Origin of the sequence: Microbacterium sp., from assembly GCF_031988965.1 — a bacterium.
GTDB lineage: Bacteria > Actinomycetota > Actinomycetes > Actinomycetales > Microbacteriaceae > Microbacterium.
Genome location: NZ_DALZXX010000001.1, coordinates 21046 through 37388 on the forward strand (window position 1 = coordinate 21046; position 16343 = coordinate 37388).

Consider the following 16343-nt stretch of genomic DNA (forward strand, 5'->3'; position numbering starts at 1 on the left):
ATCATGACTATCCCGCGCAGTGAACCGACGATCATCACATCGTCGTCAGCAGCAATCGACCGCGATGGGCGCCGGCGCTCCTATGAAGTGCGCACATTCGGCTGCCAGATGAACGTCCACGACTCCGAGCGGCTGTCGGGCTCTCTCGAGAGCGCCGGGTACACCCGTGCCGCCGATGGGGACGAACCCGATGTCGTGATAATCAACACCTGTGCTGTTCGCGACAACGCGGCAGGCAAGCTCTACGGCACGCTCGGACAGCTGGCCGCCGTCAAGCGCCGCAAGGACGGAATGCAGATCGCGGTCGGCGGGTGCCTCGCTCAGATGGACAAGCAGGCGGTGCTCGACAAGGCCCCGTGGGTCGATGTGGTGTTCGGTACGCACAACATGGGCTCGCTCCCCAGTCTTCTCGAGCGCGCACGGCACAACGGCGAGGCCGAGCTCGAGATCCTCGAATCACTCGAGGTGTTCCCCTCGACTCTTCCCACGAAGCGCGACTCGGCGCACAGCGGCTGGGTCTCGATCTCCGTCGGCTGCAACAACACCTGCACGTTCTGCATCGTGCCGAGCCTTCGCGGCAAGGAGAAGGACCGCCGTCCGGGAGACATCCTCAACGAGATCCGCCTTCTCGTCGACGACGGCGCCATCGAGGTCACACTGCTCGGCCAGAACGTCAACTCCTACGGGGTCGAGTTCGGCGATCGTCAGGCATTCGGCAAGCTGCTGCGCGCGGTCGGTGAGATCGAGGGCCTCGAGCGCATCCGCTTCACGAGCCCGCACCCGGCGGCTTTCACCGACGACGTCATCGACGCCATGGCGGAGACGCCAAACGTCATGCCTCAGCTGCACATGCCTCTGCAGTCCGGCAGCGACCGCATCCTCAAGGCGATGCGGCGCTCATACCGTAGCGAGAAGTTCCTCGGCATCCTCGATCGTGTTCGTGACAGGATCCCGAACGCCGCCATCACCACCGACATCATCGTCGGATTCCCCGGCGAGACCGATGAGGACTTCGAAGACACCCTGCGTGTCGTGGAACAGGCGCGATTCGCGAGCGCCTTCACCTTCCAGTACTCGATCCGCGAGGGCACGCCCGCGGCGACGATGGACGATCAGATCCCGAAAGCGGTCGTGCAGGAGCGGTACGAACGTCTGCTCGCGCTGCAGGAGCGGATCTCTCTCGAGGAGAACCAGAAGCAGGTCGGCCGCGAGATCGAGGTGATCGTCTCGACGGGTGAAGGAAAGAAGGACTCTGCGACCCACCGCCTCACGGGACGCGCGCAGGACAACCGACTGGTGCATTTCGAGGTGCCCTCGGAGTCGGCAGTGCCTCGACCCGGCGACGCCGTCACCGTGACCGTCACCCACGCTGCGCCGTTCCACTTGCTCGCTGACGACCCGACGGGAGCATCGTTGCGCATCAGGCGTACGCGCGGCGGTGACGCATGGGATCGCGGTCAAGCCGAGTCCTGCGCCGTCCCGACCGCGATCTCCGACGGCTCACCGCGCGCCGTCTCCTTGGGGCTTCCCTCCCTCCGCGTGGGCGTGTGACAGAACCGAACTCAGCGCCGACCACTCCACGGACGCGGCTCTGGGCGATCGTCGGGGCGACCGGCACGGGAAAGAGCGACCTCGCGCTCGACCTCGCCGAGACTCTGCGTGACCGTGGCAACCCCGCCGAGATCGTCAACGCCGACGCGATGCAGCTCTACCGTGGCATGGACATCGGCACGGCGAAGGTTCCTGAGGCTGAGCGCCGAGGAATCCGTCACCATCTCTTCGACGTCCGTGCTGTCGACGAAGAGGCGGCTGTGGCGTGGTACCAGCCGTTGGCACGTGCTGCGATCGCCGACGTCCAGGCTCGAGGTGGAGACGCGATCCTCGTCGGAGGGTCGGGCCTCTATGTGTCCAGCGTCGTCTACGACTTCGCCTTCCCGCCGCGTGACGCCGCCACGCGTGAGCGTCTGGAGCGTGAGCTGGAGTCGCTGGGCATCGATGTGCTGCTCGACCGCCTCCGGTCGCTGGATCCGGCGACGGCAGCCCGCGTGGACCCGCGCAACGGTCGACGTGTGATCCGTGCTCTCGAGGTCCTCGAACAGGGGAGCGCCACCCACGGCGCGGCCCTGCCCGAGCGTCCGGAGCTCTGGCGGGCGGATACGCGCATCGTGGGCGTCCACCTCGACCGTGCTGATCTCGTCGAGCGTCTCGACGCGAGGGTGGAGCGCATGTGGCAGGCAGGGCTTCTCGCAGAAGTGGAGGCACTGCGTGCGCACGGGCTCGAGAGCGGCACCACTGCGCAGCGTGCCATCGGGTACGCCCAGGCTCTGGCGCAGCTCGACGGCCGGCTCACACGTGCCGAGGCCATCGCCGAGACGCAGGCCCTCACTCGCCGGTACGCGCGGCGTCAGGTCTCGTGGTTCAAGCGCTATCCGGAACTCTCCTGGCACGACGCGCCGATCCGCGCCCGAGACCTGCTCGAGTCCTGAATGTCGGTGAGGGGTGGGATCCTGAGAACATGGCGACCCACTACTACACGGCATCCAGCCTCGACGGCTTCATCGCGACGACCGAGCACTCCCTCGACTGGCTGCTGAAGCAGGAGATCGATGAGGACGGGCCGATGTCCTACGCGGCGTTCGAGAAGAACGTCGGCGCACTGGCGATGGGGGCATCGAGCTTCGAGTGGGTCATGCGTCACGAGGACGGGCGCTGGGGCTACACGCAGCCGACCTGGGTGTTCACGCACCGTGAGATCACGCTGCCCGCCGGGGCGGACATCCGCCTGGCACAGGGCGACGTCGCAGAGCTGCACCGCGCGATGATCGATGCCGCGGCGGGCAGAGATCTCTGGGTGGTCGGTGGTGGCGACCTCGCGGGCCAGTTCGCGGATGCAGGTCTGCTCGACGAGGTCTGGGTGCAGTATGCGCCGGTGACTCTCGGATCCGGGGCGCCGCTCCTACCGAGAGCCCTCGACCTCGAGCTCGTCGAGGTTGCGCGCAACCGCAGCTTCCTGTGTGGTCGTTACCGCGTGCTGAGAGGTCAGGCACGAGAGGCTCTGGACTCGGGCGAATGAGCTGGACCATCCGCGCCTTCGACCGAGCCGACACCGAGGAGATCGTGGTGCTCTGGTCGGATGCCGGGCTCACTCGGCCATGGAACGATCCACGTCTCGACATCGAACGAAAGCTCGCCGTGCAGCCGGAGCTCTTCCTCGTCGCGGAGTCGCACGACGAGGAGGAATCCCGTGCGCGCATCGTCGGAAGCGTCATGGCGGGGTACGACGGACATCGCGGCTGGCTCTACTATCTCGCCTCGGCACCGTCCCACCGGGGGCGAGGCGTCGCCCGTGCGCTGGTGGCAGAGGCGGAGCGCCTGCTCGTCGCGATGGGCTGTCCCAAGGTGCAACTGATGATCCGCGAGGGCAACGAGGCGGTTCTCGGATTCTATGAGGCGCTCGGATACGAGCCGTTCACGGTCTCGAACACCGGCAAGCGCCTCGTCGTCGACGCGTGACGGGAATCCCTAGACTGGTTCCATGGTCGCATTCACCAAAGGGCACGGCACCGGCAACGATTTCGTCATCATCGCCGATCCTGACGGTGCTCTCGACCTGAGCGTCGAGCAGGTCGCAGTGCTGTGCGATCGCCACTTCGGCATCGGCGCAGACGGCATTCTCCGTGTCGTGCGATCGGCTGCGATCCCCGACGGACGCGCTGCGCTCGAAGAAGAGCCGAACGCCGAGTGGTTCATGGACTATCGCAATGCCGATGGCTCGATCGCCGAGATGTGCGGCAACGGAATCCGCGTCTTCGCGCACTACCTCGTGCGTTCGGGCCTCGCCACGATCGAGGCGGGTTCCACCCTGCCGATCGGAACGCGCGCAGGTGTTCGCGATGTGACGCGCAGCGAGACCGGGTACCAGGTCGATCTCGGACTGTGGAAGCTCTCCGGAGACGATCCGCTCGTGACGGCCGACGGTCTGGCCGTCACACGCCCGGGCCTCGGAATCGATGTCGGCAACCCTCACGTCGTCGTGGCGCTCGCCTCCGATGTCGAACTTGCATCGCTCGAACTGCACCGAGCACCTGAACTCGAGCCTCGCCTGCCTGCGGGCGCGAACGTCGAGTTCGTCGTACCGGGGGAGCCGCTCGTTCGGGACGGCATCGGTCATGTGCGGATGAGGGTCTCGGAACGCGGGGTCGGCGAAACGCTCAGCTGCGGCACTGGCGTCGCCGCCACAGCCCTCGCCGTGCGTTACTGGGCCGGTGAGCAGGCTCCGAACAATTGGCGGGTGGAGGTCCCCGGCGGCACCCTCGGCGTACGGATGTTCCCCGCAGAGGACGGCGAGCACGTCGCCCTGTCGGGTCCTGCGCAGCTGGTCTTCAGCGGCGAGGTCGACCTCGTCTGAGGATTCCCTCGTCTGAGGATTCGCGACGGCACGGCCGGCTCGCGACGTGACGCTGCGCCTGGGGTCTCAGAGACCTGCTGGGAGCCACTCCGGTTCAGCTCAGGACTCGACCTCGGCCACCGCGATCGGCTCGGTCGGCGGTGATCCGTGCTTGCGAACCTTCAAGACGCGGTATCCCTTTGCCGTCGCGGTCCGATGCACGCTGAACCCCGGCTGGAAGGTCGCGGCGATCCAGCGCTGCAACGAATCGGCGCCCAGGTTGCGCTGGACGACGAGCCAGGCGTCGCTGCGCTCGTCGAGCCGAGGGATCCACTTCTCGAGCAGTCCGTGCAGCTCGCTCTTGCCCACGCGGATGGGCGGGTTCGAGCGGATGGTGCGGAAGGTCACGTCGTCGGGAACATCGCCGGGCAGCGACGCGTTGACATTGGTGAGGCCCAGCGCCTTGGCGTTGCGGCGGACCAGGTCGAGGGCACGCTCATTGACGTCGACGGCCCAGACGGTCGCGTGCGGAGCGGCGAGTGCCATCGACAGCGAGATGGGTCCCCATCCGCTGCCGAGGTCGAGAAGATCACCACCCGGCGGGACGGGCGGCATGTTGTTGAGTAGGACGGCGGTACCGGCATCCAGCCGATCCGGGCTGAAGACGCCACCAGCGGTTGTGACGTCCAGCTCACGGCCTGCGAGCGTCACACGGAGCGAGCGCAGGTTCTCGGGGCTTGCCGGGGCCGCGGTGAAGTAATGGTCGGACCCCATACCGTGAGCGTAGCGGACAGCGCGGGCTAAGGTTAAGGCTCGCAACAAAACCCAGAGACAAGGACCGGATGACGGAGAGCACCACACCCACCACGGACGACGGAGCGGTCGAGCGCGTGCTCGCGAATGCGGAGAAGCGCACCGAGCCTCGTGTGTTCGGAGCAGCCCAGGCGCTGCAGGACCATTCCACGGCGTCGCACGCGACGTCGGACGGTGATCAGTGGGATCTGGAGGATCGGCACGCACTGCGGCGCGTCGGAGGGCTGTCGACCGAGCTCGAGGACGTCACCGAGGTCGAGTATCGACAGCTCCGGCTCGAGAACGTGGTGCTGGTGGGCGTGTATCCGCAGGGTGCCCAGGAGGATGCCGAGAACTCGCTGCGCGAGCTCGCCGCTCTGGCGGAGACCGCGGGTGCTGTGGTGCTCGACGGTGTGCTGCAGCGCCGCCCGCATCCGGATGCCGCGACCTACATCGGACGCGGCAAAGCTCAGGAGCTCAAGGACATCGTCGCCGCCACGGGCGCCGACACGGTGATCGCCGACACGGAGCTCGCACCCAGCCAGAGGCGCGCCCTGGAGGACGTGGTCAAGGTCAAGGTCATCGACCGGACCACCGTGATCCTCGACATCTTCAGCCAGCATGCGAAGAGCCGCGAGGGCAAGGCGCAGGTCGAACTCGCCCAGCTCGAATACCTTCTGCCCCGTCTGCGAGGCTGGGGTGACTCGATGAGCCGTCAGGCCGGTGGCCAGGTCGGTGCCGGTGGCGCCGGTATGGGATCACGTGGTCCCGGTGAGACGAAGATCGAGCTCGATCGACGCCGAATCCGCACCAAGATGGCCCTGCTGCGTCGCCAGATCCGCGATTTCGGCCCGGCACGCGAAGCGAAGCGCGCGGAACGAAAGCGCAACACGATTCCCTCCGTGGCAATCGCCGGATACACGAACGCGGGCAAGTCGAGTCTCCTCAACGCGCTCACGAGCGCCGGAGTGCTGGTCGAGAACGCCCTGTTCGCGACACTGGACGCGACAGTGCGCAGGTCCGAGACCTCCGACGGTCGCGTCTACACGCTCACCGACACGGTCGGCTTCGTGCGCAACCTGCCGCACCAGTTGGTCGAGGCGTTCCGCTCCACTCTCGAAGAGGTGGGAGACGCGGACGTCGTGCTGCATGTCGTCGACGGATCGCACCCTGACCCGGCCGGTCAGCTGCAGACCGTCCGCGACGTGATGGGCGATGTCGGCGTGCGGGACATGCCTGAACTCGTGGTGTTCAACAAGGCCGACCTGATCGATGAGGGGGAGCGGCTCGTCCTACGCGGCCTCGAGCCGAAAGCACACTTCGTCTCGTCGCGATCGGGTGAGGGCGTCGAGGAGCTTCGCGCCGCGATCGAGGAGGCCCTTCCCCAGCCCGCGGTCGAGGTCCACGCGGTCGTCCCGTATGACCGTGGCGACCTCGTCGCTGCGATCCATGAGACGGGCATGCTGCTCTCCGTCGAGCATCTGGAGGGCGGCACAGCCGTGCATGCCCGCGTCTCCGAGCGCCTCGCGGCAGATCTCGCGCCGTTCTCCAGCGACAACGACGCCTGACGCCGGTCAGCTCGCCAGAAAGCGAGCCTCGACGGTCGCAGAGATGACGATCTCGTCCGGCTCGTACTCCATCGATGCGCTGCCGGCATCGGCGGAGGCGAGCGCGGATCCTCGCGCCTTCGCCATCCCCGCGAACGGCGGCGCGGGCGTCGGGGCGATCAGTCCGACATCCGCGATCTCGATCGGCACGACGTCACCGAGTCCGAGGGCGGTCGCGTACGTCTGAGCTCGCGCGACGGCCACCCCGACCGCCTCGGCGGCGACCTCGCGCTCGATCCGGGAGTTCGTCTCAGGGGTGAGGTGCCAGTTCACCCAGCCGACCTCGACACCGTCCCAGGGGGACACGTCCGACACCCAGATGGAGAGCTCGGATGCCTCGGCGAACGTCGCGGTCAGGTCGATGCTCGCGTAATACACCGGGGCGAGCCTCTTGCCTTCGTTGTTCCATGGCCGCTCGGCGCGAACGGAGAGGCGCTTGCTCGTCCACTCGACGATGGTTCCGTCGTCTTTACGCGTGGTGATACTGTCGCGGACAGGTTCGGCCAGTCTCATCACCCGGTCGACCACAGAGGCACGTTCGGGCCCCTCTGCGTGTACGGTGACTCGGATGGTGGCGCGCTCGGGCGCGACCCGCGCCTCATGCTCGCCGCGGACGGTGACGGTCACTTCGCTCATGGGGCGACTCTACGCCAGCGTCCTGACGCCCGAAGGAATGGCGAACGGGGTGCGAACGTTGTAGTCTGTGATGCTCGGGTACTTCGGTCTCCGAGTTGGAAACTCCACAGTGTGACAGCGGCTCCTTCGAGAGAAGGACCACGGGGCTGATCGGTTTCGACAGCGCCTGTGAATCCACGAGAAGCGGGCCGAGGATGCAGAGTTATCTCGTAAACGCTCTCTGCAAAAAAATAGTTGCCGAAACCAAGCGCAACGACTTCGCCCTCGCTGCATAAGCGAGCCCGATAGTCCGTCAGGCCGTATGTGATTCCGATACGGATCCTGGCGTCATCTAGGAATCTTGCTGCGTGATGGCGTCTGGACGTCACGTGGGACTCTTCCCAGGCTGGGCTCGTCGACTTAGGTGTCTGTGACAAAGGTCGGAGCCGAGCAGAACGTCTGCACAGACTGCGCCCGGAGAAGGCGTGGAGACTCAGCGTTGGACGGGGGTTCTCTGCGTGCAGGAGCTTGTCGCACGAGCCGAAGTGAGCTGTCGGGTCAGTCGTCGAGGTGCTCGAGAGCGGCTTGCGCTCGGCGCAGCGCCTTCTCGGCGTCGGCCAACCGGGCTGCGGCATCCTGCTGCGTCCTCTGAGTGTCCTCCGCGGCATCGCCGGCGCGCTCCATATCCCGCCGCGTCGCCGCGAGCTCGTTCTCCAGCTCGGCCGCGCGGGAAGCGAGCGCCTTCGCATCAGCCTCGGCCTCCTGGAGCGCACGAGCCGCGGCTGTCGCTCCCCGAGCGGCTCGGTCCCGCGTCTGCTCGGCCTCTCTGACCAGGCGTTCGGCGTCGCGTCGCCGCCTCCGTGCGTTGACCTCGTCGATGGGCTTCTCCGCCGGTGCCGTCGACAGGGGAGCGCCGCCCCCGACGATCGACTCCATCGACTCCGCGAAGGTTCCTCGCGGTTCGAGAGCGCGCACGAGTCGCCCTGACGACACGGCGGCGGCGGCATCCGCGTCGAAGAACGCCGCACTGAGGGTCTGCTGCACCGATTCCCTCGTCGCGGCGGTGACGCGCTCTCCTCGCGCCTCTGCGAGGTCGGATGCGAGCGATGCCAGCTGGGCGGTCAGCGCCCGTCGATCTCGACCGAGCTGGCTGAGTGCCTTGGCGTCGAGGTCCTCTTGCGCGTCGCGGAGCTGCTCTGCGAGCTGTAATGCTTCGTCGAGCTGCGCGCTCCGCTCGACCGCGAAGACGTTCACCACCCATGCGGCGACCGACGGTTTGCGAAGCTCTCTGATTCGTGCGGCGAGGGCGGGATCGAGTGATGCCGATTCCCGCGCACGGGCGTTCCGCGCGGGGATGAACTCGTCGAGGGGGCCGGCATACAGCTCCGACGCGATGCCCTCGAGCGAGACCTCACGTGTCATGACAGAGACACTACCCTCGCGTGTTCCTGGGCTGGGGGGCCGCTCAGCCGGCCCAGTCGATCAGGATGAGTCCTTCGCGGGTGTCGGCGAACTTGACCCAGCCGTCCCCGAACAGATAGGTCATCCCATACCCGGCGTCATCCGTGCCCATCGAGAACTGTGGATCCTCGGTGATGTAGATCCCGTCCGGGCCGTCTTCGCGTGTCCACCCCTGGGCCAGGAGCGACGACTGCGCCCGGGTCGCATCATCGAGAGTGATCGGAGACCAGCCGTACAGCTGCCCGTGGTCCGAGGCGACCGAGTAGTCCGCCCAGAAGCACAGCAGCCCCTCGGACATCGTGACATCGCCGATCACGAACTCCTCTTCTTCCTCGGCCGTCCACCCCACCTCCGTGAGCGCACTCACGGTGCCGTCCGAGATCATGGTCTCGCACGTGGGCTTCGCAGGAGTGGCGAGCGGAGTCGGAGTCGTCACGGGGTCGGCGGGCGCGCTCGCTGAGGGCTGTGGAGCCTCCGGAGAGGGTGTGGTCGCCTCAGGCGCCGAGGCGGAGCATCCGGTCATCGCGATCGCGAGGAGCAGAGCGCCGATGCCGACGGAGGTGATGCGGGGGGTCATCGCGGGGGCCTTCGTGGTGGTCAGTCGTGCAGGAGCTCGAGGAACGCGTCGTGCAGCGTGCCGTTGCTGGCGAGTGTCGAGAGGTCGGAGATCGTCTCGGCGCCGTCGAAACCGGTCATGCGCCCTCCCGCCTCGCGCACGATCGGCACGGCGGCCGCGATGTCGTACTCCTTCACCCCGAACTCGGCGACCATCTCGAGGCGCCCCTCTGCGAGGAGCATGTACGCGTAGATGTCGCCGTAGGCGCGGTCGCGCCAGACCCGGTCGGCGAGAGTGAGCAGCTGCGGAAGTCGGCCGGCATCGGCCCACTGCGTGATGCTCTGGAAACTGACGCTGGCGTCGTCGAGCGAGGACACGTCCGACGTGTGCAGGCGTCGAGGGCCGTCGTCGGTCGCCGTCCACGCTCCGGACCCGGTCGAACCCCACCAGCGGCGGCTCAGCGCCGGCATGCTGACCACGCCCACCTGGGGTACGCCGTCGACGGCGAGAGCGATCATGGTGCCCCACAGCGGCACACCGCGCAGGAAGTTCGCGGTGCCGTCGATCGGGTCGATGATCCACTGTCGTTCGGTGCTGCCCTCTGCGCCGAACTCCTCGCCGAAGATCCCGTCGTCGGGGCGCTCCGACGCGAGGATCTCGCGGATCGCGCGCTCTGTCGCGAGGTCGGCGTCCGTGACGTGGGATCGATCGGCCTTGGTGCGGATCTCGAGATCCGCACTGTCGAAGCGCGCGAGCGACTGCGCGTCGGCCGCATCGGCGAGCCTGAGCGCCAGCGCGAGGTCACTGGACAGATCTGCGGAGTGCGTGGAATCGGTCACGTTCTCAGGATAACCGCCCGGAATCCGTGAGATTCTGCACGCGGAATCGGGGCGACACGCGCGGCGCGCACGGAGTGCTCGCCTCGATTTCGCCTCGACGTGATCGGCTGGTAATGTAATTCCTCGGCCGGGGAATTCACCGGCTACGCACCTCTAGCTCAATCGGCAGAGCAACTGACTCTTAATCAGTGGGTTCTCGGTTCAAGTCCGAGGGGGTGCACGGATCAGCCCTGATGACTCTCGCCAGTCATCGGGGCTTTTCTGCATTCCCATGACCGCGGGAACGCGACGGTCGCTCTGAAGCCGCTTCGGGGTCAGGCGACGGCGATGACGGTGCCGTGCGTGAGGTTCTGCAGCGAGGCGAACGTCAACGGCATGACTGTGTGGGGATGCCCGGCAGCCGCCCAGATCTCCTCATGTGCGCTCAGACTCTCGTCGATGTAGGTGCGAAGCGGCGCAGGATGTCCGACGGGCGCCACTCCGCCGATGGCCTGGCCGGTGGACTCGCGGACGACGGATGCCGGTGCCATGACCACCTCGCGGGCGCCGATCCCGAGCGCGAGCGCCGCGAGATCGGCGCGATGGCCACCGCTCGTCATCACGAGCACCGGAGACCCGTCGGCGAGGAAGACCAGGCTGTTCGCTATGGCCGTCACGTCGCAGCCGATCGCGGCGGCCGCTTCGGCTGCGGTGCGCGCGGAGTCGGGGAGGACCCTGATCTCGGTGTGGACCCCGCCCGCATCGAGGTGCTGCTGAACGAGCCTGCTGCGTTCGGGGAGGGCGCTCATGGCCCTACCGTACCGAACGTCAGCAGGCTCGATCGTCTGTCCGGGGCTCTCAGGCGGCGTCACCCATCAGGATCGCCTCGGCGTCTTCGACCGCCGCATCGTCGGGCTCGTCGTCGATGTGCGCGAGCGTCGAGCGGCCCAGGAAGATCACCAGCGCGGCGACGAGGACTGCGGCGGCGGCGACCAGATACGGCACGGTCGCGCTGAACGCGTGCCAGAGGGCTGCGGCCAGAGGCGGGGCGACCGCTCCACCGAGGAACCGCACCGAGGAGTATGCCGACGAGGCGACCGAGCGGGGGAGATCCGTCGCCTCCATGACCGCTTCGGTGAGGACCGTGTTCATGATGCCGAGCAGGAGGCCGCCGATCACGATGCAGGTCACCAGCGCTGCGGCCGACTCGACGAGGAGGCCGGCGACGACGAGATCGATCGCGAGCAGGGGGAGCACGATCAGGATGACTCGGGTGCGCGGCATCCGACGCATCAGCAGGGGAGCGACCCAGACGCTCGTGATCGCGAGCGCGACGCCCCAGCCGAAGAAGGTGAAGCCGATGCCCATCGCTCCGAAGCCGAGGGGGAACGGAGAGAACGCCAGCAGGATGAAGAAGCCGATGTTGTAGAAGAAGGCGGCGATCGCGAGGACCGCGAGGGCGGGGCGGCCGAGAGCCTTGAACGGCGCGGAGAAGGGGATGGGAGTGCGTGCGCCTTCGGGGCCGCGCAGCAGCACCAGCACTGCGAGGAACGCGATGGCCATCAGGACGACCACGCCGAAGAACGGTGCACGCCAGCTCTGCTCGCCGAGGATGCCGCCGAGCAGAGGGCCGATGGCGATTCCGAGTCCGAGAGCGGCTTCGTAGAGGATGATCGCTGCGGCGCTGCCGCCTGACGCCGCGCCGACGATGGTGGCCAACGCGGTCGAGATGAAGAGCGCGTTGCCGAGGCCCCAACCTGCGCGGAACCCGATGACGGCGTCGACGCTGCCGCTGAGTGCGCACAGCAGCGCGAACACGACGATCAGTGCGAGTCCGATCAGCAGCGTCTTCTTGGCGCCGATGCGACTCGAGATCCAGCTGGTCACCAGCATCGCGAGCCCCGTGACCGCGAGGTAGCTCGTGAACAGGAGTTCCGTCTCGAAAGGGCTCGCCTGCAGGGAGTCTGCGATGGCGGGAAGGATCGGGTCGACCAGCCCGATCCCCATGAAGGCGACGACGCAGGCGAACGCGACCGCCCACACCTGGGCGGGCTGCTTCCATATGGATGTGGTGGTGCTGGTCACCGTTGTGCTCCTGTCGATTCGATTGCGGTGTGTGCGGCCAGGATCTCGGCTGCGCGGGTGAGTGCGCTCCAGTCATCGTCATCGAGGGCGGCGAAGCGGGGGGCGAGTGTGTCGCGGAACTCGGCGCGCCAGTCGGACAGCGCGTCGGACCCTGCGGCGGTGATCTCGACGGCGATCGCCCGGGAGTCCTCCGGCACGGGGGAGCGCAGTACGAGGCCCTCCCGCTCCAGATTGCCGATGAGCCTGGTCATGCCCGGTTGGGTCGTTCGCGCGGCGGCGGCGAGTTCACCGACTCGCTTCGGTCCGGATTGCTCGAGGAGGTTCAGGATGCGCCACTGCGCGGCGGGCGCGTCGTTCCCCGCGTCCTGGGCTGCGATGCGGCCCAGCGCGTACCCGGAGAGCACGAGCGAGGGGATCACGTCGATGCGGTTCATACCATCAAGTATATACCTGTTGGTATGAACCCGTGGTTCTGCGGAGTTCGCCCTATCTCCGTGCTCCTGCGATGCGCGCTGACAGCTGGTGTGCGTGCGCGAGGAGGGTGCGGCCGAGATCCGGGAGGCGCTCCGGCCCGAAGCGGAACCCGACACCCGTCAGGCTGAGGGCCCACTCCGGGCGTCCCGATCGATCGAAGACCGCAGCGCCGAGGCCCCAGCTGCCCTCGACGATCAGGCCCGGATTGACCGCGTACCCGCGCTCCTTCGTCTCGGCGAGGCGAGAACGCAGGGGGCGGATGCCGTGGGCTGCGCCCCATTCCTGGTCCAGGTCGGGATGACGCTCGAGGTACGCGTCCACATCGTGGTCGGGGAGGAAGGCCAGGATCGCCAGTCCGGCGCTCGCGACGCCGAGGGGGAAGCGGACCCCTTCGCTCAGCACGAACGAGCGGATGGGGAACGAACCTTCCTCCCGCACCAGGCACACGGTCTCGTCCGCACGTCGCACGGAGAGGAATGCACTCTCCTCGGTCTTCACCGCGAGTGACCGCACGATGTCGCGAGCGAGGGCGGTGATGTCATAGCGAGCCGCGGCCACGGTGCCCATGAGGAAGAGCTCGGGTCCGGGCATCCAGCGCGCCGACGCCTCGTCCCGGTCGACGAGCCCCTCTGCCCGAAGAGCGGAGAGGAGTCGGTGAACCGTGGATCGGGTGAGGCCGGATGCGCGGGCGAGGTCGAGCAGCGCGGCGCCCTCGGAGCCGCTCTGCGTCACGAGGCGCAGGAGGGACGTTGCCCGCGAGATCGCCTGAGCGCCCGGTACGGTCCGAGCCGGTTGTTCCATAATGTGGACGCTACCGATGATTCGAACCACATCGCAAGAGCGGGGTCGCGCGAGGCGCGCCGAGGGCGGATGCTGGACGGAGGCACGTCTTCGAAGGAGTTCACGTGATCGACAAGCAGATACCGACGGCGGCGGATGCAGTGGCAGACATCTCCGACGGATCGTCCATCGCGGTCGGAGGTTTCGGCCTCTCGGGCAATCCCATCGCCCTGATCGAGGCGATCCTCGCGCAGGGGACGACCGATCTCAGCATCGTGAGCAACAACTGCGGCGTCGATGACTGGGGCCTCGGGGTGCTGCTCGGGGCGCGAAGGATCCGCAAGATGACATCGTCGTACGTGGGTGAGAACAAGGAGTTCGAGCGTCAGTTCCTCTCCGGCGAGTTGGAACTCGAACTGACTCCGCAGGGAACGCTGGCCGAGAAGCTGCGCGCAGGAGGATCCGGCATCGCCGCGTTCTTCACGCAGACCGGCGTCGGCACTCAGGTGGCCGAGGGAGGACTACCGCGGCGCTATCACCCCGACGGCACGGTCGCCGTCGGGTCGCCGGTCAAGGATGTCCGTTCCTTCGATGTGGACGGCACTCCCCGCGACTATGTGCTGGAAGAGGCGATCACGACCGACTTCTCGCTGGTGCACGCACTGGCCGGCGATCGCCAGGGCAACCTGATCTTCAACAAGGCGGCGCGCAACTTCAACCCGCTGGCCGCGATGGCCGGACGGATCTGCATCGCTCAGGTCGAGCAGCTGGTCGAACCCGGCGATCTGGACCCCGACCGCGTCCACCTGCCCGGCGTGTACGTGCATCGGATCGTCGAGGTCGGCGGAGACATCCCCAAGCGCATCGAGCGGCGCACCGTCGCCGCGGAAGGAGCCTGAGATGGCGCTCACGCGCGAGGAGATGGCGGCGCGGGCTGCTGCCGAGCTGCAGGACGGATCGTATGTGAACCTCGGGATCGGTCTGCCGACGCTCGTGCCCAACCACGTCCCGCACGGAGTCACCGTGGTGCTGCAGTCGGAGAACGGGATCCTGGGCGTCGGCCCGTATCCGCGCGAGGATGCCGTGGATCCGGACCTCATCAACGCGGGCAAGGAGACGGTCACCGTGCTTCCCGGAGCGGCGTTCTTCGACTCGGCGCTGAGCTTCGGGATGATCCGCGGCGGCAAGATCGACGCCGCGATCCTCGGAGCCATGCAGGTGTCGGCCACAGGCGATCTCGCGAACTGGATGATCCCCGGCAAGATGGTCAAGGGGCCGGGCGGGGCGATGGATCTCGTGCACGGCGCGGCCCGCGTGATCGTGCTCATGGAGCATGTCGCGAAGGACGGCTCGGCGAAGATCGTCGAGCAGTGCTCGCTGCCCCTCACCGGGCGTCGCGTGGTGGATCGGATCATCACCGATCTCGCGGTGATCGATGTGACCGACGACGGGCTGGTGTTGGTCGAGACCGCACCCGGTGTCTCGGTCGAGCAGGTGGTCGCCGCGACGGAGCCGACGCTGATCCTGAATCGGGATCGTCACACTGACAGAGGGAGATTCTCGGAATGAGCGACATCACGCGCACCGACGCAGAGGACATCGTCATCGTCGCCGCGGCGAGGACGCCGCAGGGACGCCTCAAGGGCCAACTGGCGAGCTTCACGGCTCCCCAGCTGGGATCCTTCGCGATCCGCGGCGCGTTGGAGCAGGCGGGGGTCGACGGCACCGAGGTGGATGCGGTGATCATGGGGCAGGTGCTGGCGGCCGGATCCGGGCAGAACGCCGCTCGTCAAGCCTCGATCGGCGCGGGGATCGGGTGGGACGTGCCCGCGCACTCGGTCAACAAGGTCTGCCTGTCGGGCCTCACCGCGATCATCGACGCCGCACGCATGATCCGGGTGGGGGACGCTCAGGTCGTCGTGGCGGGCGGGATGGAGTCGATGACCCGCGCGCCGCACCTGCTCATGGGATCCCGCGACGGGTGGACATACGGCAGCGTCGAGGTGCTCGACCACATGGCCTTCGACGGGCTCACCGACGCATACGACCGCGAGAGCATGGGGGCGTCCACAGAGCGCCACAATGCCCGGTACGAACTGACCCGTGAGGCGCAGGACGAGGTCGCCGCGCTGTCCCATCAGCGAGCTGCCGCAGCCCGGTCGGAAGGTGTGTTCGACGACGAGGTCGTCGCCGTCGCCGTCCCGCAGCGACGCGGGGAGCCGCTTCTGGTGACGACCGACGAAGGAATCCGCCCCGACACCACCGTCCAATCGCTGAGCGGCCTGCGGGCGGCGTTCGCCGAGGGCGGGTCGATCACAGCCGGCAACTCGTCGCAGATCTCCGACGGCGCCGCGGCTGTCATCGTGACGACCCGCGGCAGGGCCGAGAGATCGGGATGGTCTGTCCTCGTGACGGTGGGAGCGAGCGGGCAGACGGCAGGACCGGACAACTCGCTGCAGGCGCAACCTGCCCGAGCCATCGAGGGTGCGTGTGCGAAGCAAGGCATCTCGCCGACGGATCTCGATCTCGTCGAGATCAACGAGGCATTCGGCGCGGTCGTGTCGCGATCGCAGGTCGAGCTCGGGATCACGAGCGACATCGTCAACATCCACGGCGGCGGAATCGCCATCGGACACCCGATCGGGGCGTCGGGAACTCGTCTGGTCGTGCACGCGGCGCACGAGCTCGCCCGTCGAGGGGCGGGCGTCGCCGCGGTCGGACTGTGCGGTGGCGGAGGTCAGGGCGAAGCGCTGATCCTCACCCGGTGA

General features: G+C 67.5%; 18 protein-coding genes, 1 tRNA gene and 1 other RNA gene. 11 read left to right on the forward strand and 9 right to left on the reverse strand.

Annotation, left to right across the window (positions count from 1 at the left end; translation table 11 throughout):
* The first annotated feature begins 3 nt into the window (after positions 1–3).
* Genes miaB through dapF form a run of 5 tightly spaced genes read left to right on the forward strand, consistent with a single transcriptional unit; the run spans position 4 to position 4408 of the window.
* The gene (miaB, locus tag RTM68_RS00125; protein ID WP_312167197.1) at positions 4–1551 is read left to right on the forward strand and encodes a tRNA (N6-isopentenyl adenosine(37)-C2)-methylthiotransferase MiaB; all 1548 of its coding nucleotides are present in this window, start codon (positions 4–6) and stop codon (positions 1549–1551) included.
* Positions 1548–2486, forward strand: a complete 939-nt coding sequence (gene miaA, locus RTM68_RS00130; RefSeq protein ID WP_312167200.1) for a tRNA (adenosine(37)-N6)-dimethylallyltransferase MiaA — start codon at positions 1548–1550, stop codon at positions 2484–2486. The genes miaB and miaA overlap by 4 nt, the downstream gene beginning before the upstream one ends.
* A gap of 29 nt (positions 2487–2515) precedes the next feature.
* Positions 2516–3073 (forward strand): dihydrofolate reductase family protein, encoded by a 558-nt coding sequence (locus tag RTM68_RS00135; protein WP_312167203.1) that lies wholly within the window; start codon positions 2516–2518, stop codon positions 3071–3073.
* Positions 3070–3513, forward strand: a complete 444-nt coding sequence (locus tag RTM68_RS00140; RefSeq protein ID WP_312167205.1) for a GNAT family acetyltransferase — start codon at positions 3070–3072, stop codon at positions 3511–3513. Before RTM68_RS00135 ends, RTM68_RS00140 begins: the two co-directional genes overlap by 4 nt.
* Positions 3514–3535: 22 nt before the next feature.
* The gene (dapF, locus tag RTM68_RS00145) at positions 3536–4408 is read left to right on the forward strand and encodes a diaminopimelate epimerase (protein ID WP_312167207.1); all 873 of its coding nucleotides are present in this window, start codon (positions 3536–3538) and stop codon (positions 4406–4408) included.
* A 99-nt stretch (positions 4409–4507) separates the two neighbouring features.
* Here dapF and RTM68_RS00150 read toward each other — a convergent pair whose 3' ends face one another.
* On the reverse strand, positions 4508–5161 hold the full coding sequence (locus RTM68_RS00150; protein WP_312167210.1) for a methyltransferase: 654 nt from the start codon (positions 5159–5161) through the stop codon (positions 4508–4510).
* A gap of 68 nt (positions 5162–5229) precedes the next feature.
* Between RTM68_RS00150 and hflX the strand changes: the two genes are divergently transcribed.
* Positions 5230–6747, forward strand: coding sequence for a GTPase HflX (gene hflX, locus RTM68_RS00155; RefSeq protein WP_312167213.1), 1518 nt, complete (start codon positions 5230–5232; stop codon positions 6745–6747).
* A gap of 6 nt (positions 6748–6753) precedes the next feature.
* Here the strand turns inward: hflX and RTM68_RS00160 are convergent, their stop codons facing one another.
* A complete protein-coding gene (locus RTM68_RS00160; protein ID WP_312167215.1) occupies positions 6754–7422 on the reverse strand; it encodes an SIMPL domain-containing protein in 669 nt (222 codons plus the stop codon).
* 149 nt (positions 7423–7571) lie between these two features.
* Between RTM68_RS00160 and ssrA the strand changes: the two genes are divergently transcribed.
* Positions 7572–7912: a transfer-messenger RNA gene (gene ssrA / locus RTM68_RS00165) on the forward strand.
* A gap of 47 nt (positions 7913–7959) precedes the next feature.
* Here the strand turns inward: ssrA and RTM68_RS00170 are convergent.
* The 3 genes from RTM68_RS00170 to RTM68_RS00180 are packed head-to-tail and all read right to left on the reverse strand — an operon-like array spanning position 7960 to position 10257.
* A complete protein-coding gene (locus RTM68_RS00170) occupies positions 7960–8823 on the reverse strand; it encodes a transposase (RefSeq protein ID WP_312167218.1) in 864 nt (287 codons plus the stop codon).
* Between the two features lie 43 nt (positions 8824–8866).
* Entirely contained in the window at positions 8867–9439 is a 573-nt protein-coding gene (locus tag RTM68_RS00175; RefSeq protein ID WP_312167221.1) for a hypothetical protein, read from the reverse strand.
* 20 nt (positions 9440–9459) lie between these two features.
* Positions 9460–10257, reverse strand: coding sequence for an inositol monophosphatase family protein (locus RTM68_RS00180; RefSeq protein ID WP_312167223.1), 798 nt, complete (start codon positions 10255–10257; stop codon positions 9460–9462).
* Between the two features lie 147 nt (positions 10258–10404).
* On the opposite strand from RTM68_RS00180, the gene RTM68_RS00185 reads away from it, so the two are divergent.
* A tRNA-Lys gene (locus tag RTM68_RS00185) sits at positions 10405–10477 on the forward strand.
* A 94-nt stretch (positions 10478–10571) separates the two neighbouring features.
* Here the strand turns inward: RTM68_RS00185 and RTM68_RS00190 are convergent.
* The 4 genes from RTM68_RS00190 to RTM68_RS00205 are packed head-to-tail and all read right to left on the reverse strand — an operon-like array spanning position 10572 to position 13596.
* Positions 10572–11045: a YbaK/EbsC family protein gene (locus RTM68_RS00190; RefSeq protein ID WP_312167226.1), complete on the reverse strand. Its 474-nt coding sequence runs from the start codon at positions 11043–11045 to the stop codon at positions 10572–10574.
* Positions 11046–11094: 49 nt separating this feature from the next.
* Entirely contained in the window at positions 11095–12321 is a 1227-nt protein-coding gene (locus RTM68_RS00195; RefSeq protein ID WP_312167228.1) for an MFS transporter, read from the reverse strand.
* Positions 12318–12755 (reverse strand): MarR family transcriptional regulator, encoded by a 438-nt coding sequence (locus RTM68_RS00200; RefSeq protein ID WP_312167230.1) that lies wholly within the window; start codon positions 12753–12755, stop codon positions 12318–12320. The genes RTM68_RS00195 and RTM68_RS00200 overlap by 4 nt, the downstream gene beginning before the upstream one ends.
* Before the next feature lie 52 nt (positions 12756–12807).
* Positions 12808–13596: an IclR family transcriptional regulator gene (locus RTM68_RS00205; RefSeq protein ID WP_312167232.1), complete on the reverse strand. Its 789-nt coding sequence runs from the start codon at positions 13594–13596 to the stop codon at positions 12808–12810.
* A 104-nt stretch (positions 13597–13700) separates the two neighbouring features.
* Here RTM68_RS00205 and RTM68_RS00210 point away from each other — a divergent pair, with 104 nt between their 5' ends.
* Genes RTM68_RS00210 through RTM68_RS00220 form a run of 3 tightly spaced genes read left to right on the forward strand, consistent with a single transcriptional unit; the run spans position 13701 to position 16343 of the window.
* The gene (locus tag RTM68_RS00210) at positions 13701–14474 is read left to right on the forward strand and encodes a CoA transferase subunit A (RefSeq protein ID WP_312167235.1); all 774 of its coding nucleotides are present in this window, start codon (positions 13701–13703) and stop codon (positions 14472–14474) included.
* A gap of 1 nt (position 14475) precedes the next feature.
* The gene (locus RTM68_RS00215) at positions 14476–15144 is read left to right on the forward strand and encodes a 3-oxoacid CoA-transferase subunit B (protein ID WP_312167238.1); all 669 of its coding nucleotides are present in this window, start codon (positions 14476–14478) and stop codon (positions 15142–15144) included.
* Positions 15141–16343: an acetyl-CoA C-acetyltransferase gene (locus RTM68_RS00220; protein ID WP_312167240.1), complete on the forward strand. Its 1203-nt coding sequence runs from the start codon at positions 15141–15143 to the stop codon at positions 16341–16343. Before RTM68_RS00215 ends, RTM68_RS00220 begins: the two co-directional genes overlap by 4 nt.